This is a genomic window from Kaistia sp. UC242_56 (assembly GCF_044452255.1).
Classification (GTDB): domain Bacteria; phylum Pseudomonadota; class Alphaproteobacteria; order Rhizobiales; family Kaistiaceae; genus Kaistia; species Kaistia defluvii_A.
In genome coordinates this window covers 784,733-803,289 of sequence record NZ_JBIOAN010000002.1, presented here as the reverse complement: position 1 = coordinate 803,289, position 18,557 = coordinate 784,733, and the positions used below count along the sequence as shown (strand labels likewise).

Below are 18,557 nucleotides of genomic sequence, written 5' to 3'. Positions count from 1 at the left end.
GAGCCAAGATATAAAGATCCCATAGGAATCCGGCCCCTCGGCACGCCCTGTCCGGTCGTATTGGCGTGCGAGCCGCGGCGTCGCCCAACCTTGGCGAGTCGAGCCGGCGCTCAGCCGGTGAGGCAGAACATCAGCAGGGCCATGCCGCCGAAAAAGGCCATGACCGCGAGAAGGCGGAGGGCGAGGCCGAGTTCTTCTGGATGCTGGCGCGCCAGGGCAACCGCCCTGAAGCGTCCGGCGGCGCGATGGCCGGGACGCGGCGACGAAGCGGCTGAACCGCGCCAATCGTGGCTGGAGGGCAAGACGTCAAAGGGGCTGCGAAGCTGCATGATTCCAATCCTTGTCCGGTCGGCATGCCAACGCGCTTCGCGCCGAAGGCGGCCGGAGGATCCGGACGCGAAATCGGCGGCGCGTCGCTGCGACGCAGAAAAGGTAGATCGAACCGCATAGGTTCTCGATCGGGCTGGCGCAGCAACTCTATAAAAATATCATATAGAAAAAATTCAACTTCGTTAATTTTACATCCCGGAATCACGGTTCGACTTGCCAGCGCCATAGCCAGCGCGGCTCACATCTTGCGGAGGCCGCGTCCCGAGGCAGGACGGTCTTGCCAAGCCGGCCGCCGGGTTCACCGCCAGCCGCCTCCTCGGCCGATCGGCCGATATCCGGTTGAACATGGCAGGGTCCATCGCCAAACTATAAGCGAACCGGATCAACGGGAGGATTTTCGATGTCGCATAATCTGCAGTTTTATATTGACGGCGCCTGGGTCGACCCCGTCGTCCCCAAGGTCATCGACGTGATCGATCCCTCCAACGAGGACGCATTCGCGCAGATCTCGCTGGGCTCGAAGGCCGATGTCGACAAGGCTGTGGCAGCCGCCAAGCGCGCCTTCGCCACCTTCGGCTTCACCAAGCCGGCCGAGCGGCTCGAATTGCTGCGCAGCATCCTCGCCATCTACAACAAGCGCGCCAACGACCTCGCCGATGCGATTTCGCGCGAGATGGGCGCGCCGCGTCCCTTCGCGCTCGACAGCCAGGTCGGCATCGGCCGCGCGCATCTCGAAAAGATCATCGAGGTTCTTGGGAATTTCCAGTTCCAGCATCCCAAGGGCACCTCGCTGGTGGTCAAGGAGCCGATCGGCGTCGTCGGCCTGATCACGCCCTGGAACTGGCCGCTCAACCAGATCACCTGCAAGGTCGGCCCGGCGCTGGCCGCCGGCTGCACCATGATCCTGAAGCCGAGCGAGATCGCGCCGCTCGACGCCATCATCTTCGCGGAAATCCTCGACGAGGCCGGCGTCCCCCCCGGCGTCTTCAACCTGGTCAATGGCGACGGCCCGACCGTCGGCGAGGCGCTTTCCAGCCACCCCGACATCGACATGATGTCGTTCACCGGCTCGACCCGCGCCGGCATCCTGGTGGCCAAGGCCGCCGCCGACACGGTGAAGCGCGTGGCGCAGGAGCTTGGCGGCAAGTCGGCCAACATCCTGTTCCCGGACGTCGATTTCTCCGTCGCCGTGCCGAAGGGCGTCGCCAATTGCTTCGGCAATAGCGGCCAGTCCTGCAACGCGCCGACGCGAATGTTCGTGCCGCGCGAGCGGCAGGACGAGGTGATCGGCTACGCTCGGGAAGCGGCGGAAAAGTTCGTCGTCGGCCCGGCCGATGCGCCGAACACCAAGCTCGGCCCGGTGGTCAGCCAGGTGCAGTACGACAAGATCCAGAACCTGATCGAAAGCGGCATCGCCGAAGGCGCGACGCTGGTGACCGGCGGCCCCGGCCGGCCCGCCGACCTCAATCGCGGCTACTATATCCGCCCGACCATCTTCGCCGACGTGACGCCGGACATGCGCATCGCCAAGGAAGAGATCTTCGGGCCGGTGCTGTCGATCCTGCCCTATGACAGCGTCGAGGAAGCGATCGAGGAGGCCAACAACACGGTCTACGGCCTCGCCGCCTACATCCAGTCGGCCGATCTGCAGACGGCCCGTGACGCCGCCGCGAAGATGCGGGCGGGCGCCGTCCACATCAACTACCCGGCCTGGGATTCGGGCATTCCGTTCGGCGGCTACAAGCAGTCCGGCAATGGCCGCGAATATGCCGAATACGGCCTCGAGGACTTCCTCGAGACCAAGGGCATCCTCGGCTACGAGGCGGCTTAAGCAAAAGGGGGAGCCGATCGCATCGGCTCCCCCTTTTCCGCTAAAGATCCGTCCGCTCACCCGCTACTGGCGGCAAGCGAGATCAGGGTCAGCCCGCTTTCCGGATCCTCGCGCTTACGCAGATGGGCGGGCGATTCCGTCAGGATGATCTCGAGCGTTGGGCGCACGACGCCGCTCTTCAGATGCCCAGCCAGGGCGGATCCGTCGGCGCGTCCAAGCACCGCATGCAGATGCAGGGCGGGCTTCCCGTCGGGGCCGAGCGCGACGTCGCCGATCAGCGAGGCGACCTCGACCTGCTCGTTCACGGGAATGGTCGAATATTCCTTGGTCTGCCAGTCGAGGAAAGCGAGCTCCGCGCGTTCGAACGCGCCGATTGCCTTCAGACTGGCGGCGGAGAGACCGGCTTCCGCGGCGAAGGCCTGGAGGCAGGCCATCACCTCGTCTCCCGCCGAAAGGATCACGGCGTAGGTCTTCTGGCCGTCCGCCTCATGGATCAGTTTGCTTTGCAAGCTCGCCTCCTTTTCCGGCTTAGCACACGCCCCGTTCGGGCAACGCCAGCGGGCCCGGGAACGTTGCCGCGCTAAAGATCGCGCGGCGGGGCGCGGAACCCTGCCCCGCGCTCTCCGTTGCCTCCCATAACCCTCGCGAAGGAGGCCATCATGTCTAATATGCCGCTGGTACCGCCGATTCTCCCGTTGGTGGAAGACGAAGCGAACAAGCCCGAGCCGGGCAGCGAAGCCGAGGCGCGCGAAAAGGCCGAGCGGATCGACCGGCTCGAAAAGGGCGAAGGGACCGTCGGGAACGACCCGTTGGGCGAGCCGGTCGCAGATACGGTACGCCGTGAGATCGAGGAAGCCGAGCGCCTCCAGCGGAACGAACGCGACTCGTAGACAGGGTTTGGCATTGATCCAGAGGCCTGCCTTCTCGAGGGAGGGCGGGCTTTAATTGTCCTGATACAACCCCGCGCGCATCCAATCCTCGGATCCGCTCGTAAAACCTCTCGGACGACGATTATGATGTGCCGTTGGACGCCTGCCCACCGGCCCATCACGACGACCGAACGGCAAGGTTCAGACTGAATGAATGTATATCCGATTGGAACCATGGATCTCGAAGAGCGCCGGCTCGCGGCGCTCGCGAGCTATGACGTTCTGGATACGCCGCGCGAACGCGAATTCGACGAAATCGCACGCCTGGCGTCGGATATCTGCGAAACCCCGATTGCCGTGGTCAACCTGATCGGCGCGTCGCGCCAGTTCTTCAAGGCCGAGGTGGGGCTCGGCGTCCGGGAGACGCCTTTCGAGAGTTCCTTCTGCGCCAGGGCCATTCTGGAGGACGACTTCCTGCTCGTCCCAGACGCGACCAAGGACAAGCGCTTCGACTGCAACCCGCTGGTCACGGGCGAGCCGCATCTGCGCTTCTATGCCGGCGCGCTCCTGAAGACATCCGACGGCCTGCCGATCGGAACCGTCTGCGTTCTCGGCTACGAGCCCAAAACCCTTACCGAACTGCAACAGCGTACCTTGCGGGTGCTCGCCGGCCAGGTCATGGCCCAGCTGGAGCTCCGCAAGATCCTCCGCACGCAGGCGCGCGAGCTCGCCATCGAACGCCGACTGAGCGCCCGCCGCCAGGCCCAGGCTTCCAAGCTCGGCCGGGTCAGCGACGAGGCGCGGCTGGAGGAGGAACGCTACCGGGCGGCGCATGGCGCCGGGCGCGTCGGCGTCTTCGAGATCGATGTGCCGACCGGGCAGATGACGGTCTCGGAAGAATTCTGCCGCATCTTCGGCGTGCCGGTGCGCCGGCACTATCCGGCCTCGACCTTCGAGAACATCGTGCTGCCGGAAGACCGACGGGCGATTTCCAGCGACGACAGCCGGCGCGAGGGTACCGCCGAGCTGGATGTCGAATATCGCATCCGCCGCGAGAACGATCAGAGCCTTCGCTGGATATCGCGGCGCGCCCGCTTCACGGTTGGCGAGACCGGCGTCGACCGCATGATCGGCATCATCCTCGATATCACCGAGAGCAAGCAGAAAGACGTGCGGACCCAGGCGCTGCTCTCGCTCGGCGACCGACTTCGCGTTGCCCAATCGACGCAGGAAGCGGCGCGCATCGCCGCCGAGACCCTAGGCGAAGGCCTCGGCGTGAACCGGGCCGGCTATTCGACGATCGACCTGCCGGCCAATGCCTTCGTCGTCGAGTTCAACTGGCTGGAGCCCGGGGCAAGCTCGATGGAAGGCCGCCACCCCCTCACCGCGTTCCAGTCCACCATCTCCCGGCTGGAAAACGGCGAGACCCTGGCGGTCCCGAACATTCCGGCGGCGCCCTGGCTGGGCGAGGACGCCCTTTCCTATGAGGCGGAGGGCATCCGGTCCTTCATCAAGGTCCCCATACTCGAAGCGGGCACGCTGATCGGCATTCTGTTCGCGCATGACGATACGCCGCGCTTCTGGACCAATGACGAGATGGCGTTCGCCTGGGGCGTCGCGGACCGCACCTATGCGGCGCTCGGCAAGCTCAGGGCGGAAGCGCAGCAGCGGCTGCTGAATGAAGAGTTGAGCCACCGGCTGAAGAATACGCTGGCCATGGTGCAGGCCATCGCCGGGCAGACGCTGAAGAACGTTACCGAGCAGGTGGCAGTGAAGGCATTCACCAGCCGCCTCCAATCGCTGAGCGCGGCCCATGACGTGCTGCTGCAGCAATCCTGGACCGCCGCCGACATGCGCGAAATCGTCCAGGCGGTGCTTCGTCCGCATGCCGAGCCGGAACGCTTCTCCATCTCCGGCCCCGAACTCAAGATCGGGCCGAAGGCGGGCCTGTCGATCTCGCTCATCCTGCATGAGCTCGCGACCAACGCGCTCAAATATGGCTCGCTTTCCAACAGCGAGGGGCATGTCGACATCTCCTGGGAAATCCAGGGCGAGGCGGGCGACAGTCGGCTTGTCTTCACCTGGGCCGAAAGGCTTGGCCCGCCCGTCACCGAGCCGTTGCGCAAGGGTTTTGGTTCCCGGTTGATCCGCATGGGAATTATCGGAACCGCCGACGTGGATAAAAGTTACTTTCCCACGGGTCTCGTGGCAGTCTTCCGTGCCCCGCTGGGGTTGGTCCGGGAAGTCGGATAGAAAGAGCAGACGTGGCATCAGCGCAAAAACCAGTCGCAGCCGTTCTTGTCGTCGAGGACGAGCCCCTGATCCGCATGTCCGCGGTCGACCTTGTCGAGGAAGCGGGCTTCAAGGCCGTCGAAGCCGATAATGCGGACGAGGCCCTGGCTATCCTTCAGAGTGGCGAGCCCATCCATGGCGTCTTCACCGATATCGACATGCCGGGCTCGATCGATGGCGTGGGACTGGCCAATGTGGTCCGCAAACAATGGCCGGGGATCGTGATCCTCGTCGCCTCGGGCAAGCGGCGCGTTTCCGAGGTTCAACTGCCGGATGGGGCTCACTACTTCCCCAAGCCCTATGATGCGAAATCGATCATCCGGACTTTGGAAGATCGCTTGCCGGACTAGCGCGTCCGGCCGAGGTAACGCGAGTGCGCCCGACGTCGCAGAAGGAGGGCGCGTACGGCGCGACCGACGTAATCTGGCCAAAAACGCTGGCTGCAAGGAATCCGGCTTTCCTTGTAAACACCAGGAAACCCGAACTCGGCACATCCGGAACACTTCCTCCGAAGCCAATTTAAACCATAGTATTGTAAACTTATCGACGAGCCTATCGCACAGGTCAATTCGTCGTGAGCCTTGTACTTACACGCTGAACGCGAGTTCAATTCGCACTACTGTTGCCGTGGACGGGGATTTCAGAGGGATACCCGACCATGAAACGTTATCTTCTGATAGCCATTGCATCTCTGTGTGTCGGATTCGCAGGCCAGGCCACGGCCAAGGAAGTCGACATGTCCAAGCTCACCTGCAAAGAGGTTGGCGCCATGCCGCCGGCCAGGATTGCTGGGGTAGCCATGTGGATGAGCGGCTATGTCCATGGCAAGGCCGGCAACACCATGGTGGACAGCGAAGTCGCCCATGCCAATGCCGAGAAGATCGCCGCCTATTGCAAGAGCAATGCGAGCGCCACGCTGGCGAGCGCCGTGGAAGCCGTCTTCAAAAAATAGACGAGATGTCCAAGGGAGCGGCCTCTCGCGGCGCTCGGGGTCATGCGCGCCGAGCGCCGAACTAGGCACGAAAAAGGCGCCCTTCCGGGCGCCTTTTTTCTCTTCAACTGCGTGCCGCTTCCGCGACGGTCGCCTGCCACCGAAAGCTGGGACGACCCTTCTAGATTTGACGCCTCAGGGCGATCAGCAGCTTTCCCTGCTCGGTGGGACGCCAGATTCCCGCTACGCGCTCGATCAGGCCGCGGCCGCTCAGGAAGTCGAGGTCGGCCTCGATGTTTTCGAGGTCCAATACGCCGAGTTCGATAGCGTTCATGAGTACCCACTGCGGAACCGTCAACGGCGCGCTATCGTGTTCGGACATCGACTTTTCCTCCGTTGTGCGGTCCAACGCCCAACCTCGGAAATTCGTTCACCACCTCGTTCGAATTACTCGCTGGGCGCCAGTGCCGGCGCAAAAGCTCCGTTTGCTGCGGCGGCTGCGGCAAAATAGGCTTTTGGGCATATTATACGGGTGCCCATGAAACCGACCGTGACCCTGGCGCGTATCCATCCCCTAGCGGCATCGGGATCGATCGGGGTGGACGTGAGAATGCAGGATTCGGACACGGACAAGGGCCCCGCCATGGAAGCGGCCGAGCGACGCTTGGAAAAATCCATCAAGAAGGGGGCAGCCGCCCTACGTCGTTCCGCCGATGCACTGAAGAAGATCGACGATCTGCTGAAATCACGGAAGAAGACCCGACCGGGCTCCTGAACGGGTGCTCAGCCGGCCACCGCGAGGGTCCCTCCCTTGTCCTGCTGCTAGTCGCATATGCTGAGCGTCAGCACGCCGGCGAAGGTGAAGAACGTCGCGACCAGGGCGGCGAGGCTGGCCTGGAGCGCAAGAATGGCAAGGAAGCGCTCCGACGCCCTGCTGCCGCCTCGTCGCCGGGCGACCAGCGCGGCGACCACACCGGCGCAGGCGGCGAGACTGACGATGAATACCGCGACGAGTTGCAGGCGCAGCAGGCTGACCGATCCGACCACGGCGATCTCGTTCCACCCGTAGGCGCACCCGACCGAGAGGAGCGCATAGAGCGCCAGGAAGCCGACGGCCCAGATGGAAAACCCTGCTACGAGGAAGAACGGCTGGCCGAGGACCGATGTGCGGTTCATGGGGTTCTCCTAGGGGGCGGACCCGATCCACGCAAACAGAAGCGCGATCGTGACGACGAGGGCCGAAGCGCCGTGCCACATCGCGCCGATGCGCAGATCGATGCTGCGGGCCGGGGAAAGAAACCCGCTTCTGTCCCGCCAGAGGCCAAAGGCGGCAAAGACCATTCCCAGCGCGGCATGAAGGGCTGCGAAGGCGAGCAAGGCGAAGTGCGTCGCGCGACTGGCATGCGCGGTCGGATCGCCCAGCCCCGCTATCATCGCGACCAGGAGCGCCATCGCCGCCAGATGGGCTCCCGCGCAGGCGACGAGCGCCACGGGGAGCGGGCGGCCGGACAGGAGGCGCCGCACGGCGTGACGACCCGCCAGGGCGGCCAGCCCGGCCGCGGCGATCGCCGGCAGGGCGAGGCGAAGATCCAGCATGGGCCCCTGCGAGGCCGGCCAATCCGGCGACACCACCCGCAGGAACAGCACGCCGAACAGCAGCGAGGCGAAGAAGACACCATCCGCCGTCAGCGTGAAGCTCATCGCCCACCAGGACGGGGGACGCTCGACCTGCCAATGCGGCGGAGCGGTCTTTCCCGGCGCAATCGGGAGATCCTCGAGATCCCGCCGGCTGCCGGAGCTGACCGTCCAGGCGAGGAAAAGCCCGAGCACGACCAGGAGCGGCACGATCGACAGCGCATAGGCCTTGAACAGCAGGCAGAGCACGAAGGCCCCGGTCGCCAGCGCGGTGAAGAGCGGCAGATAGGTCGGCCTGGGGAGGATGACCACTTCGCGCGGCTCGCCGGAGGCGATATCGACGCCGAGCGTCTCCATCCATCCGTTTCGCGCGGCGCCGAGATAGCCGCGGCCAGCGGCGAGCTCAGGCCCGATCCGATCCGGATCGAGACGATCCGCCCGGTACGCCCGGTCCGAAATAACCGGCAGCGAGGCGAACGCATAGGAGGGCGGCGGCGTGGGCGTTGCCCATTCCAGGGTCCGCGCGCGCCATGGATTGCGCCGGAATCGTTCGCCGAAGCGGAGCTGAAGGAAAATGTCGACGGCGAAGAGCGCGAAGCCCGCTGCCATCACGAAGCTTCCGACCGAGGAAATCAGGTTGAAGATGTCCCAGCCGGCAGCCTCGGGATAGGTCCAGACGCGGCGGGGCATCCCCAGGAGCCCGGTCAGGTGCATGATGAAGAAGGTCAGGTTGAAGCCGCCGAACAGCAGCCAGAAAGCCGGGACGGACACGGAATGCCGCGCCATGCGGCCCGTGATGTGGGGCAGCCAGTAATAGGTGGCGGCGAGCAGCGGAAAGACGAAGCCGCCGACGAGCACGTAATGGAGATGGGCCACGACGAAATGCGTGTCATGAGCCTGGAAGTTGAACGGCACCATGGCCAGCATGACACCGGTCAGCCCGCCCAGGATGAACACGACGAAGGCGCCGCCGAGATAGAGCATCGGCACGTCGAAGCGGGGCCGGCCTTGGGCGATCGTCGCGATCCAGGAGAAGAGCTGGACCGCCGTCGGGATCGCGACCAGCCCGCTCGCGGCCGAGAAGAAGGCGAGCGCGAGATGCGGGATGCCGACGGTGAACATGTGATGCACCCAGAGCCCGAAGGACAGGAAGCCCACGGCCATCACCGCCAGAATGACGCTGCGATATCCGACGAGCTCGTGCCGGGCAAAGGTCGGGATCATCATCGACACCGCCCCGGCCGCCGGCAGGAAGATGATGTAAACCTCGGGGTGTCCGAACAGCCAGAAGAGGTGCTGCCACAGCAGGGAGTCGCCGCCGCGCGTCGGGTCGAAGAACGGCAGGTCGAACGCCCGCTCCAGCTCGAGAAGAATGGAGCCGAGGATGAGCGGCGGAAAGCCGAACAACATCATGAAGGCGGTGACCAGCAGGTACCAGGCCATGATCGGCATCCGCTCGATCGACATGCCCGGCGCCCGCAGGCGCAGGATGCTGACGATGATCTCGATCGCCGCCGACAGCGCCGAGATCTCGACGAAGGTGATGCCGAGCAGCCAGATGTCCGCATTGATGCCCGGCGAATAGGGCTGCGAGTTGAGCGGCGTGTACAGGAACCAGCCGCCATTGGGCGCCACGCCCGCCAGCAGCGCCACGATCAGGATCGAGCCGCCGAACAGATAGCACCAGTAGCCATAGGCGGTGAGGCGCGGAAAGGCCATGTCGCGCGCGCCCAGCATCTTCGGCAGCAGGTAGATCGCGAACCCCTCGAACATCGGGATCGCGAACAGGAACATCATGATGGTCCCATGCATGGTGAAGATCTGGTTGTAGATCGGCGCGCCGATGAAGGCGCTGCCGGAGGTCGCCAGCTGCGCGCGGATCAGCATGCCTAGCAATCCGCCGATCAGGAACAATACGAAGGCGGTCAGCATGAAGCGCTTGCCGATTGTGGTGTGGTTCACCGCGGCCAAGCGGCCCCAGCCCGGCGGCGTATCCCAGATGGCGCTGAGCTCCTTGTGCAGCCTGATGCTGCTCCGGGCCCGGGTGTTGCCTTCGTCCATGCTTCCTCTCTGTCCAACGCCGGAGGCAACGGGTCGACGATCCCTCATCAAGGATCATTCCGCCCGAGCTGCCGCAGCTGATTCATGAACGCGGGCTCTTCGTGCGCCTCGACGGAAAAGTGCATCTCCGCATGCCGCTCGCCGCAGAATTCGGCACAGATCCCACCAAAGCGGCCCGGCACATCGGCGTGCAGGCGGATCCGGTTCCGATGCCCCGGAATGGCGTCGATCTTGCCGCCGAGACGGGGCACCCAGAGGCTGTGAATGACATCCTCGGTCGTGACGACGAGATCGACGTCCTCGCCGGCCGGCAGGTGCAGGATGTCGAGCGAGGTCGAACCGCCGGGATAGCGGAACTCCCACTGCCATTGGCGGGCGACGGCTTCGATCTGGATCCTGGCCGGCGCGTCCCGGCGGACCAGAAGCCGCTCGCCCAGCGCGAAGGCCGAGCCGACCAGCGCCACCAGGATCGCCGATGGCAGCACCAGTCCACCCCACAGGATCAGCGTCCGCGACCGGCGCTGTCCGAGCCACGCGGGGCGCCACCAGGCGACGGCAAGGGCCATCGTCGTCGCCGCGAAGATCGCCAGGCCGGCGATCAGCATGATCCACCAGAGCGTCGCGATCGCGCTGGCGGAAGGTCCGGCCGGGGACAGCGCCGAAAGGTTGCCTGTGCAACCGCTCAGGGCGAAGGCGGAGAGCAGCGCCAAGCCGCGCGAGAACCGACGATGCACCAAGCCCGGGAACCGGACGGCGGGTCTGGGACTTTGTCTCCGACAGGGAGACAAGCGATGAGCGAGACCGAGAATATCGAAAACCCGGTGATCGAGGCGGTGGCCGACAAGAGCGTCACTTCCGCCGTCGCGGTGGCGGGCCACCCGATTCACGCCATGAGCGTGCATTTCCCGATCGCCTTCGTCATGGCGACGCTGGGCACCGATCTTCTCTACTGGCTCACGGCCGACGTCTTCTGGATGCGCGCCGGCCTCTGGGCCTCGGGAATCGCCTTCTTCGGCGGCGTCTTCGCCGGCCTGATCGGATCGGCGGAGCTTCTGCTCGTGCCCGGAATCCGGGGACGGGTCGCCAGTTGGACCCATGCGATCGCCGCCATGATGCTGATCGCGATTTGCGGCATGAACTGGGGGCTGCGGCTCGATTCCGACTACAACGTCCTGCCCAACGGCCTCATGATCTCGCTTCTGGCGGCGGTGTTCACCGGCGTGGCTGGCTGGCATGGCGGCAAGCTCGTTTTCGATCATGGCGTGGGTCTCATGATCTCGGAAAAGGAATGAAGTCGGCCAGCAGGTCCTCCAGCGCGCCCGGCCGGCTCATGGCCGCGGGCAGCAGGTCCGGGATATCCGGCTTCGCCAGCACCACGACGAGGATGAGCAGCACGATGGCGAGGTTCGCGGCCGTTGCGGCGGGCATGCGCCAGCCCGCGTAGGTCTTGTCCGGATCGAACAGCCGGATGATGACGAGGCCGGCCAGGACATGCATCGCGACCAGGAGGCCCACCAGGCCAAGCTTCACGCCGAACCAGGGCGCATAGGTCGCCCGCAGGAAGATCAGGCCCGTGCCGCTGGCGACTGCCAGGAAGGCGGCGGGCGACATCACCACCACATAGAGCCGGCGCACCAGCCGATGCAGGCGGTTGAGGTCCGGCTCGTCCCGCACGCTGTTGCGGCGCATGAACAGGAGCGGCAGGCCGAGCATGCCGGCGCACCAGACCGAGATGGCCGCGATGTGCACCAGCTTCAGCCAAACCACGCACCGGCCCTCCTGGTCGCAGCGGGCTCAGCCAGCGAAAGCGACACGCGGTAGAGCGCCGCGGCGAGGTATGGCAGGGCCGCCGGGACCCACATGATCAGGCCGGCCAGTTGCTGGTCGTCCAGTGGGCTCATCCCGAAGACCTGGGTGGTGGCGAGATGCGGGGCGTAGAGCGGCGTGCCGGCAAAAACCAGCAGAGCGCCCAGCATTCCCATCTGCACGATCGTACCAAGGAGAACGAAGAGAACGGTCCCGGTAGGCTGCCGGCGGTCGAGCACGGCCCGCCAAAGCAGATAGCCGCTGCCGAGCAGGGAAAGCTGCATCAGCCAGTAGAGCGGCGCGCTCACAATGGCGCGCTCATAGACGGCAGGCACGTGCCAGAACCAGAGGATGCCCGCCTGCAGCACGGCGATCCATCCGAGCGGCAGCAGCGTTCGGGCTGGCCCAGGCCCGCGATAGGCCATGGCCAGGAGCGCCGCGACGATCGCGATCAGCAGGACGTGGTGCAGCGCGCGTCCGGCAAACAACGCACTGGTTAGCGCGCAGAGCGGCGAGAGGAACAAGAGCGCCAGAAGGCCGATCCCGAGCGAGAAGACGGCCGGACGGTCGCCTCCCGTCCGGAAATGCAGGGCGACCAGTACGATGCAGAGCCCGATCGCAACAGGATCGTACTGCCACGCCCAGGCGAGGGTCTGCGGCGTTGGCGGTGGCCCGCAATAGACCTGGTCCATCATCCTCACCCGATTGCCGCGGAGCGCGCCGCGCTGGAAACCGCGCCGACTACTCGATGACGCCGCATGCCAGCCTGTCTCCAGCGCCGCCGGAAGGTTGCGTCGCGTAGTCGTCCGCCTTGGCGTGGACCATCAGGGCGCGGCCTTTGATCCCCGTTGCGGCGTCGTCCAGCGTCACGGCAGCGTTCAGGACCTGTGCGCGCAAGGTCCCGTCGGACCCGACATACTGGTTGGGCATGTCGCCGGCATGGGCGCCTTCGGCGACCTTGAAGCCGTGCTTCTTGTCGCCCGGGTTGAAGTGCCCGCCGGCCGATTCATGCTTGGTCGCAGGATCGCAGCTTCCCGTCTCGTGCACGTGGAAAGCGACCCAGCTCCCCGCCGGCAGCCCCGTGACCTCGACCTCGATCAGCACGCCCGCGGGTGTCGAGGAGAGCGACGCGGTGCCATTGGCGGCACCGTCCGCGCCGACAAAGCTCGCCTTGGCCGCCTGCTCCGCCTGCGCGACTACCGGCACGGTCATGGCGAATGCCGCCAGCACGCCGAATGTGAGGAATGTCTTCATGGCTACCTCCCTGTTGGTTTGCAGGAGAGGATCCTCCCGCGACAGCGATTCTTTCGGGCGCGGACTGAGCGCCTTGTGAATGGCGCCCCTTCCCGCTCTGAAATCGCGAGGCCGAATTTGCGAAGCTGGATATCGGTCGCCATAGGCCGGGGACCCGGCTCCGCCAGGAAGCGATGGCGACATACGCATCGGGACAATCGGCACTGCCAGCGCTCCGACGGCGTAACGCTTAGAAAGCTTCGTCGAGCGACCCGCCCCTGCCATACCTTTTTCTCCCCTGAAGAAATATCAATGCGGAGCGGGTGCATGTGTTCCAAAAAATATGTCCAACCGCATCCGTCTTTGCGGGATCGCCAACTCCCGTGATTATCTGAAGCGCCAATTCGCAACGATGAGCCGGCGTTATTCGAATTCGACAGAAGTACTTCACTTTGTATTTTCTCGAATTGCTTGAAGGAATGACCGAATTGGCATGTAGCCGACCGATGACAATGAAGAAGCCGAAATGTCCGGCATCTCTTCTGTCGCGCTTCTGGTTTGTCCAAGAGAGTTGAGAAGCTCGCAAAGCTCTTCAAGCAGAGACGGAGCACCCGGCGCATGACCAACAAACCAGCAGCCACGGGAAGCGGCTCAGAAACCGCCATCGGCGACCATCCGCTCCGTGTCGCAACTGGCAGGGAAAGAACAGGTGTCGTATGGTAAGGTTGTGGACGACACGGGTTCAACCTGTCGCTCAGCCGATGGCGGAATTCTGGATCTTGGAAGACGAGAACTGGAACCGTCTGGGCCGGGAGCGAGAGGCTCGATCAGCGCGGCCCGAGGCAATAGAGGGGCCCAGCGCCTGCTCGCTAGCGAAGGGGTCTACACCACATGACCTTACCAACTCTAGCCTGGATAGCCGTGGCAGCCTACGCAGTTCACATGATGGAGGAATTCTCTTTCAACTGGCGGGATTGGGCCCGCGCCGTCATCAAGCTTCCCGTGGAATGGGGCGATTTCTACGTCACCAACGCGGTGGTTATCGTATTGGGAATTGCCCAGGCCTTCCTGGCCCCCACGCTCGCCGTCGCGCCGCTCGGCTTCGCATCCCTGATGGCCATAAACGCCATCTTCTTTCATATCCTGCCGGTCCTCGTGACAAAGGGGCGCTTCTCGCCAGGACTGTTCACGGCCGTCGTTCTGTTCTTGCCCGTCGCGTGGATTGTCTGGGCGAAAGCAATCGAGGACGGGCTGGTCAATGCCCAGACCGCCGCGATCGCGATCCTCGGGGCGGCGCTCCTGATGGCCTACCCGATCGTCATGCTGCACCTCCGATCCCGTCCCTACTTCCGGCAGACGTGACAATGTCGCAGGGCCCGCGCCGTTGGCGGCGGCCTCCTGATCGGCCACACCGCCCTGCCCCTTGGCCGGAGAGCCTCAACTCCGGTGGCATCGAATTCCACGGCCGTCTCGCTGGCCTGTTCATGGACGAGGCCGATAGAGCCCGCCGCGCCCGACGCCGACCTGACAGGCCGAAAGCGATCGGCTACACAGATTGTTCAGGACAATTTCGTCAACCAGGACACGCATATGAAGCTTATGGCGAAGCCGATCAGTGGACTGCTCGCAACGGCTTTGGCGGCGCTCGGTTTAGCCGCGCCGGCACAAGCCCAGACTGCGGCGCCCACGGCCGTCGTCTTCGAGAATGTCCGGGTGTTTGACGGCGCCGGACTGACCGCCCCGATGAATGTGCTCGTCGAAGGCAATCGGATCGCCACGATTTCGGCGGAGCCGATCCAGGCCTCGGACACGGCGACCCGCATTGCGGGCGAAGGCCGGACGCTCATGCCCGGGCTGATCGATGCTCACTGGCATACCTTCATGGTACGGCCAACCATGGCCGTGGCGTCGACGGCGCCGATGACGCTGATCACCTTGATGGCGGGGGCGGAAGCCGAAGCGACGCTGTTGCGCGGCTTCACCAGTGTTCGGGATCTTGGCAGCCCCTCCTTCGGGCTCAAGATGGCAATCGACAGGGATGTCGTCTTCGGTCCCCGCATCTGGCCGTCCGGCGCCATGATTTCGCAAAGTGGCGGCCATGGCGATTTCCGCATGCTTCACGAAGTGCCGGCCACCCCCGACAGGCTGAGCTACCCCGAACGGATGGGCATGTCGGCGATTGCCGATTCCCCGGACGAGGTGCGCAAGCGAACCCGGGAGCAATTGCTGCAGGGCGCCAGCCAGATCAAGCTGACCGTGGGCGGCGGCGTGTCGTCGCCTTACGGACCGATCGACACCGTGCAGTTGAGCGTTCCCGAAATCCGCGCGGCCGTTGAAGCGGCCTCCAGCTGGGGCACTTATGTGACGGTCCATGCCTACACGCCCGAGGCCATTCGAAGTGCCATTGAAGGCGGGGCCAAGGTCATTGACCACGGCCAGCTGGCAGACGAGGCCACGGCCAAGCTGATGGCGGAAACCGGGACGTGGTGGAGCCTGCAGCCCTTCCTGGCGGACGAAATGGCCAATGCGCAACCGGACGCCGCCGGTCGTGCGCAAGCGGCGGAAGTGCGCGCGGGAACCGACAACGCCTATCGTCTGGCCAAGAAATTCGGCGTGAAGGTCGCTTTTGGCACCGACATTCTCTTCGACGGCGCGCGGGCGGCTCGGCAAGGCGCCCAGCTTCAGACGATGACACGGTGGTATACGCCGGCCGAAGTGCTCAAAATGGCGACGGCCGACAATGCGGCGTTGCTGGCCCTGTCCGACCGGCGCAATCCCTATCCCGGCAAGCTCGGCGTCGTCGAAGTCGGAGCGCTGGCTGACCTGCTCTTGGTCGATGGCGATCCAACCGCCGACATCTCGCTGCTGTCCGACCCAGCCAAGAACTTGCTGGTGATCATGAAGGACGGCAGGATCTTCAAGAATTCGCTGAAAAGCTAAGCGCGACCAAGAGTGCTGGAACAAATGGAGCCGCGCCGCCCTTCGCATCGGCCGGCTCACCGGGCAGCATGCACCTGCCCAGGAAGACAGGGCAGTGGCGCCCCGCTCTCCATGTCACGCGACCCAATGCTTGCGCTTGCCAAGGGCGATGTGGACCGACTTGACCTCTGTGTATTCCTGCACGCCCAGAACACCCGTCTCACGGCCGAGGCCGGACTGCTTGAAGCCACCTATGGCCTGCTCCGGACCACCTGCAATGGTCGTGTTGACCCAAGTTCGTCCGGCTTGCACGCTACGCATGGCGCGGATGCCCTTGTCGATGTCCTTGGTCCAGATGCTGGCCGCAAGTCCGTAGGGGGTGTCATTGGCAAGCTCCAAGGCCTCGTCGAAATCCCGGAAGGTGATCAGGGAAAGCACCGGCCCGAAGATCTCGTCGCGGGCCACTCGCATCGAATTCTTTACGTCGGCGAGGAGGGTCGGCGCGACGTAGCGGCCATTACCGATCGGTAGCGTGTCGCCGCCGCAGACCAACCGGGCGCCCTCCTCCTGGCCGCTCCTGATATAGCCAAGAATCTTCTGCTGGTGCGCGTCCGAGACGATCGCGCCAAACTGGGTCGCGGGATCCAGGCAGTCGCCGGTCCGCACACGGCTGAACTTCTCGACCAGCAGGGCCTCGAAGCGTTCGGCGATCGTCTCCTCGACGATCAGGCGGCTGCCGCTGACGCAGCATTGGCCGGCATTGTGGCAGAGCCCGAAGACGACGCCGTCCGCAGCATCGTGAAGGTCAGCATCTGCGAAGACGATCTGCGGGTTCTTGCCACCCAGTTCCAGCGCAACCTTCTTGAAGTTGCGCGCGGCGGCGACCATCACCTTCTCGCCGACCCGGCTGGAGCCAGTGAAAGAAATCATGTCGATGCCGGGATGCTCCGCCATCGCCTGCCCGACGCTTTCGCCGAGCCCGGTGACGACGTTGTAGATCCCGGCCGGCAGGCCGCTCGCCGCGAGGATATCGGCGAGGATAAGGGTTGTCGCAGAGGTCAGCTCGCTCGGCTTGATCACGACCGAGTTGCCGGCCGCCAGAATGTAGGGGAGACGCTCGGCCAGCACGATGAACGGGAAATTCCACGGCGTGATCACACCGACGACGCCGACGGGTTCCCGGGTCACGATGCCGAACATGTCATCGCCGAGATTGTTGAACGAGTCGCCATGCAGCGTGCGGGCCACGCCCGCTGCGTACTCATAGTGTCCCGCCGCATCCGCCATCTCGGCCCGCGCCTGGGTGATCGGCTTGCCGGTCTCGAGCGTCTCCCAATAGGCAAATTCTTCGAGACGGTCGCGAATTCCGCGCGCAACGGCCAGGAGCACGGTTGCACGATCTGCACCCGAGGCACCGGACCAGGCCCGTGAGCGGAACGCCGCCCGCGCCGTCTCAATCGCCGCATCAAGGTCTGCGACATCGCAAAGTGCAATCCGCGTCACCGGTAGGCCATGCCCGGGGCTGTGGCGGACGCTCTGCGGGCGATCGCCAGCCGCGTGCCACACGCCTCCGACATAAAAGCCGAAATCGCGCAGCCCCTCGGGCAAGCCCGCGAATGTGCCAACGTGGTTCATCGTGAAACTCCCGTGGATGCTTGGGTTGCACCGTTCCGGACAGGGCGGACGGCACGCAGCGCTTTCGAAATCAGGGCTTTGAGGTGGTGGCTGCTATAGGTCGCGACCGCGATCGCAAGGACGAGGCCGACCACGATGCGCTGCCAATAGGGGTTGATGCCCAACAGGTTGAAGGCATTGGCCATCATGCCGATAATCAGCGCGCCGCAGAACGTACCGACCACCGTGCCGACACCGCCCATCAACGACATGCCGCCGATCGCCGCCGCGGCGATCGCATCGAGCTCCCAGCCAACGCCGGTCCGAACCGCGTCGCCCGACTGCATGCGGGCCGCCAGGATCAGGCCGGCGAACGCCGACAGCAGTCCGCTCAGCACATAGGTCAGGATCTTGATCCGGTCGACGCTGACGCCGGCAAGCCGTGCGGCCTCCTCATTGCCGCCGACCTGATAGATCTGCCGACCGGTCGCCGTGTAGTTGAGGAAGAAACCCGAGATAAGGCAGGCGCCAATAAAGAGGACGGTCGGCACGGGCAATCCGAACCAGGAGCCCTCAGCGAGCAGGAAATAGACATCGGGCAGCGTGCCGAAGATCGGCCGCGAGTCCGAGTAGGCCATTGCGAGGCCACGGACGATTGCCATCGTGCTGATCGTGACGATGATCGGCTGATAGCGGAACTTGGTGACGAGCAGGCCATTGGCGAGGCCGACCCCCATGCCGGCGATCAAGGCAAGGTGAATGCCCACGATCGGCGGCAGCGTCGCCGAGAAGCCGGCCACGAAGACCGACGACAGCGCCACCACGGACCCGACCGACAGGTCGATGCCCCGTGTAAGCAGCACGAACGACATGCCGAGCGCGACGAAACCGAGCATCGAGGCCTGTCGCAGGATGTTGGTGATATTCCGGGGCGCCAGGAACTCCGCATTCATCAGGCTGAAGGCCACACCAAGCAGAAGCAGCACCAGGATGATGGGATTGCGGCGGAAGAGACGGACGATCGCGGCAGCCATGC

At 64.6% G+C, this 18,557-nt stretch carries 20 protein-coding genes; 9 read left to right on the top strand and 11 right to left on the bottom strand.

The features are described from left to right. Positions 1–110 precede the first annotated feature (110 nt). The gene (locus tag ACHMWQ_RS06510) at positions 111–329 is read right to left on the bottom strand and encodes a hypothetical protein (protein ID WP_396306821.1); all 219 of its coding nucleotides are present in this window, start codon (positions 327–329) and stop codon (positions 111–113) included. Between the two features lie 401 nt (positions 330–730). On the opposite strand from ACHMWQ_RS06510, the gene ACHMWQ_RS06505 reads away from it, so the two are divergent. Further along, complete coding sequence (locus tag ACHMWQ_RS06505; protein ID WP_396306820.1) at positions 731–2,161, top strand: aldehyde dehydrogenase family protein; 1,431 nt, start codon at positions 731–733, stop codon at positions 2,159–2,161. Between the two features lie 56 nt (positions 2,162–2,217). On the opposite strand, the gene ACHMWQ_RS06500 is transcribed toward ACHMWQ_RS06505, so the two are convergent. Next, positions 2,218–2,670 carry a PPC domain-containing DNA-binding protein gene (locus ACHMWQ_RS06500; RefSeq protein WP_396306819.1) on the bottom strand — a complete coding sequence of 151 codons (453 nt, stop codon included), beginning with the start codon at positions 2,668–2,670 and terminating at the stop codon, positions 2,218–2,220. Positions 2,671–2,829: 159 nt separating this feature from the next. On the opposite strand from ACHMWQ_RS06500, the gene ACHMWQ_RS06495 reads away from it, so the two are divergent. The 4 genes from ACHMWQ_RS06495 (at position 2,830) to ACHMWQ_RS06480 (ending at position 6,274) form a co-directional block, all read left to right on the top strand. Continuing rightward, the gene (locus ACHMWQ_RS06495; protein ID WP_396306818.1) at positions 2,830–3,051 is read left to right on the top strand and encodes a hypothetical protein; all 222 of its coding nucleotides are present in this window, start codon (positions 2,830–2,832) and stop codon (positions 3,049–3,051) included. 213 nt (positions 3,052–3,264) lie between these two features. Further along, entirely contained in the window at positions 3,265–5,283 is a 2,019-nt protein-coding gene (locus ACHMWQ_RS06490) for an HWE histidine kinase domain-containing protein (protein ID WP_396306817.1), read from the top strand. Positions 5,284–5,294: 11 nt separating this feature from the next. Then, positions 5,295–5,672, top strand: a complete 378-nt coding sequence (locus ACHMWQ_RS06485) for a response regulator (RefSeq protein WP_396306816.1) — start codon at positions 5,295–5,297, stop codon at positions 5,670–5,672. A 308-nt stretch (positions 5,673–5,980) separates the two neighbouring features. Continuing rightward, positions 5,981–6,274, top strand: a complete 294-nt coding sequence (locus ACHMWQ_RS06480) for an HdeA/HdeB family chaperone (RefSeq protein WP_396306815.1) — start codon at positions 5,981–5,983, stop codon at positions 6,272–6,274. Between the two features lie 160 nt (positions 6,275–6,434). Here the strand turns inward: ACHMWQ_RS06480 and ACHMWQ_RS06475 are convergent, their stop codons facing one another. Then, positions 6,435–6,635 (bottom strand): hypothetical protein, encoded by a 201-nt coding sequence (locus tag ACHMWQ_RS06475; protein ID WP_396306814.1) that lies wholly within the window; start codon positions 6,633–6,635, stop codon positions 6,435–6,437. Positions 6,636–6,791: 156 nt separating this feature from the next. Between ACHMWQ_RS06475 and ACHMWQ_RS06470 the strand changes: the two genes are divergently transcribed. Next, positions 6,792–7,028 carry a hypothetical protein gene (locus tag ACHMWQ_RS06470; protein WP_354551736.1) on the top strand — a complete coding sequence of 79 codons (237 nt, stop codon included), beginning with the start codon at positions 6,792–6,794 and terminating at the stop codon, positions 7,026–7,028. Positions 7,029–7,075: 47 nt separating this feature from the next. Here ACHMWQ_RS06470 and ACHMWQ_RS06465 read toward each other — a convergent pair whose 3' ends face one another. The 3 genes from ACHMWQ_RS06465 to ACHMWQ_RS06455 are packed head-to-tail and all read right to left on the bottom strand — an operon-like array spanning position 7,076 to position 10,683. Then, positions 7,076–7,429: a hypothetical protein gene (locus ACHMWQ_RS06465; protein ID WP_396306813.1), complete on the bottom strand. Its 354-nt coding sequence runs from the start codon at positions 7,427–7,429 to the stop codon at positions 7,076–7,078. A 9-nt stretch (positions 7,430–7,438) separates the two neighbouring features. Next, a complete protein-coding gene (gene ctaD, locus ACHMWQ_RS06460) occupies positions 7,439–9,949 on the bottom strand; it encodes a cytochrome c oxidase subunit I (protein ID WP_396306812.1) in 2,511 nt (836 codons plus the stop codon). A gap of 47 nt (positions 9,950–9,996) precedes the next feature. Then, a complete protein-coding gene (locus tag ACHMWQ_RS06455) occupies positions 9,997–10,683 on the bottom strand; it encodes a cytochrome c oxidase subunit II (protein ID WP_396309404.1) in 687 nt (228 codons plus the stop codon). 57 nt (positions 10,684–10,740) lie between these two features. On the opposite strand from ACHMWQ_RS06455, the gene ACHMWQ_RS06450 reads away from it, so the two are divergent. Beyond that, complete coding sequence (locus tag ACHMWQ_RS06450) at positions 10,741–11,241, top strand: DUF2231 domain-containing protein (protein ID WP_396306811.1); 501 nt, start codon at positions 10,741–10,743, stop codon at positions 11,239–11,241. Here ACHMWQ_RS06450 and ACHMWQ_RS06445 read toward each other — a convergent pair. The 3 genes from ACHMWQ_RS06445 to ACHMWQ_RS06435 are packed head-to-tail and all read right to left on the bottom strand — an operon-like array spanning position 11,219 to position 13,009. Then, entirely contained in the window at positions 11,219–11,716 is a 498-nt protein-coding gene (locus tag ACHMWQ_RS06445) for a CopD family protein (RefSeq protein ID WP_396306810.1), read from the bottom strand. The two genes, ACHMWQ_RS06450 and ACHMWQ_RS06445, sit on opposite strands and share 23 nt — an antisense overlap. Beyond that, positions 11,704–12,447, bottom strand: a complete 744-nt coding sequence (locus tag ACHMWQ_RS06440) for a cytochrome c oxidase assembly protein (protein ID WP_396306809.1) — start codon at positions 12,445–12,447, stop codon at positions 11,704–11,706. Before ACHMWQ_RS06440 ends, ACHMWQ_RS06445 begins: the two co-directional genes overlap by 13 nt. A 49-nt stretch (positions 12,448–12,496) precedes the next feature. Next, complete coding sequence (locus ACHMWQ_RS06435) at positions 12,497–13,009, bottom strand: superoxide dismutase family protein (protein WP_396306808.1); 513 nt, start codon at positions 13,007–13,009, stop codon at positions 12,497–12,499. A 921-nt stretch (positions 13,010–13,930) separates the two neighbouring features. Here ACHMWQ_RS06435 and ACHMWQ_RS06430 point away from each other — a divergent pair. Together ACHMWQ_RS06430 and ACHMWQ_RS06425 are read left to right on the top strand one after the other, a co-directional pair. Next, positions 13,931–14,350 carry an HXXEE domain-containing protein gene (locus tag ACHMWQ_RS06430; RefSeq protein WP_396306807.1) on the top strand — a complete coding sequence of 140 codons (420 nt, stop codon included), beginning with the start codon at positions 13,931–13,933 and terminating at the stop codon, positions 14,348–14,350. Positions 14,351–14,587: 237 nt separating this feature from the next. Next, complete coding sequence (locus ACHMWQ_RS06425; RefSeq protein WP_396309403.1) at positions 14,588–15,928, top strand: amidohydrolase family protein; 1,341 nt, start codon at positions 14,588–14,590, stop codon at positions 15,926–15,928. Between the two features lie 114 nt (positions 15,929–16,042). Here the strand turns inward: ACHMWQ_RS06425 and ACHMWQ_RS06420 are convergent, their stop codons facing one another. Both ACHMWQ_RS06420 and ACHMWQ_RS06415 read right to left on the bottom strand, forming a co-directional pair. Then, a complete protein-coding gene (locus ACHMWQ_RS06420; protein ID WP_396306806.1) occupies positions 16,043–17,542 on the bottom strand; it encodes an aldehyde dehydrogenase family protein in 1,500 nt (499 codons plus the stop codon). Beyond that, positions 17,539–18,555: an ABC transporter permease gene (locus ACHMWQ_RS06415; protein WP_396306805.1), complete on the bottom strand. Its 1,017-nt coding sequence runs from the start codon at positions 18,553–18,555 to the stop codon at positions 17,539–17,541. Before ACHMWQ_RS06415 ends, ACHMWQ_RS06420 begins: the two co-directional genes overlap by 4 nt. Between the last annotated feature and the right edge of the window lie 2 nt (positions 18,556–18,557).

Coding starts and splice junctions, on each gene's coding strand:
- ACHMWQ_RS06510 (WP_396306821.1), bottom strand. CDS start 329: ATGCAGCTTCGCAGCCCCTTTGACGTCTTGCCCTCCAGCCACGATTGG.
- ACHMWQ_RS06505 (WP_396306820.1), top strand. CDS start 731: ATGTCGCATAATCTGCAGTTTTATATTGACGGCGCCTGGGTCGACCCC.
- ACHMWQ_RS06495 (WP_396306818.1), top strand. CDS start 2,830: ATGCCGCTGGTACCGCCGATTCTCCCGTTGGTGGAAGACGAAGCGAAC.
- ACHMWQ_RS06490 (WP_396306817.1), top strand. CDS start 3,265: ATGGATCTCGAAGAGCGCCGGCTCGCGGCGCTCGCGAGCTATGACGTT.
- ACHMWQ_RS06480 (WP_396306815.1), top strand. CDS start 5,981: ATGAAACGTTATCTTCTGATAGCCATTGCATCTCTGTGTGTCGGATTC.
- ACHMWQ_RS06475 (WP_396306814.1), bottom strand. CDS start 6,635: ATGTCCGAACACGATAGCGCGCCGTTGACGGTTCCGCAGTGGGTACTC.
- ACHMWQ_RS06470 (WP_354551736.1), top strand. CDS start 6,792: ATGAAACCGACCGTGACCCTGGCGCGTATCCATCCCCTAGCGGCATCG.
- ACHMWQ_RS06465 (WP_396306813.1), bottom strand. CDS start 7,429: ATGAACCGCACATCGGTCCTCGGCCAGCCGTTCTTCCTCGTAGCAGGG.
- ctaD (WP_396306812.1), bottom strand. CDS start 9,949: ATGGACGAAGGCAACACCCGGGCCCGGAGCAGCATCAGGCTGCACAAG.
- ACHMWQ_RS06450 (WP_396306811.1), top strand. CDS start 10,741: ATGAGCGAGACCGAGAATATCGAAAACCCGGTGATCGAGGCGGTGGCC.
- ACHMWQ_RS06440 (WP_396306809.1), bottom strand. CDS start 12,447: ATGGACCAGGTCTATTGCGGGCCACCGCCAACGCCGCAGACCCTCGCC.
- ACHMWQ_RS06435 (WP_396306808.1), bottom strand. CDS start 13,009: ATGAAGACATTCCTCACATTCGGCGTGCTGGCGGCATTCGCCATGACC.
- ACHMWQ_RS06430 (WP_396306807.1), top strand. CDS start 13,931: ATGATGGAGGAATTCTCTTTCAACTGGCGGGATTGGGCCCGCGCCGTC.
- ACHMWQ_RS06425 (WP_396309403.1), top strand. CDS start 14,588: ATGGCGAAGCCGATCAGTGGACTGCTCGCAACGGCTTTGGCGGCGCTC.
- ACHMWQ_RS06420 (WP_396306806.1), bottom strand. CDS start 17,542: ATGAACCACGTTGGCACATTCGCGGGCTTGCCCGAGGGGCTGCGCGAT.
- ACHMWQ_RS06415 (WP_396306805.1), bottom strand. CDS start 18,555: ATGGCTGCCGCGATCGTCCGTCTCTTCCGCCGCAATCCCATCATCCTG.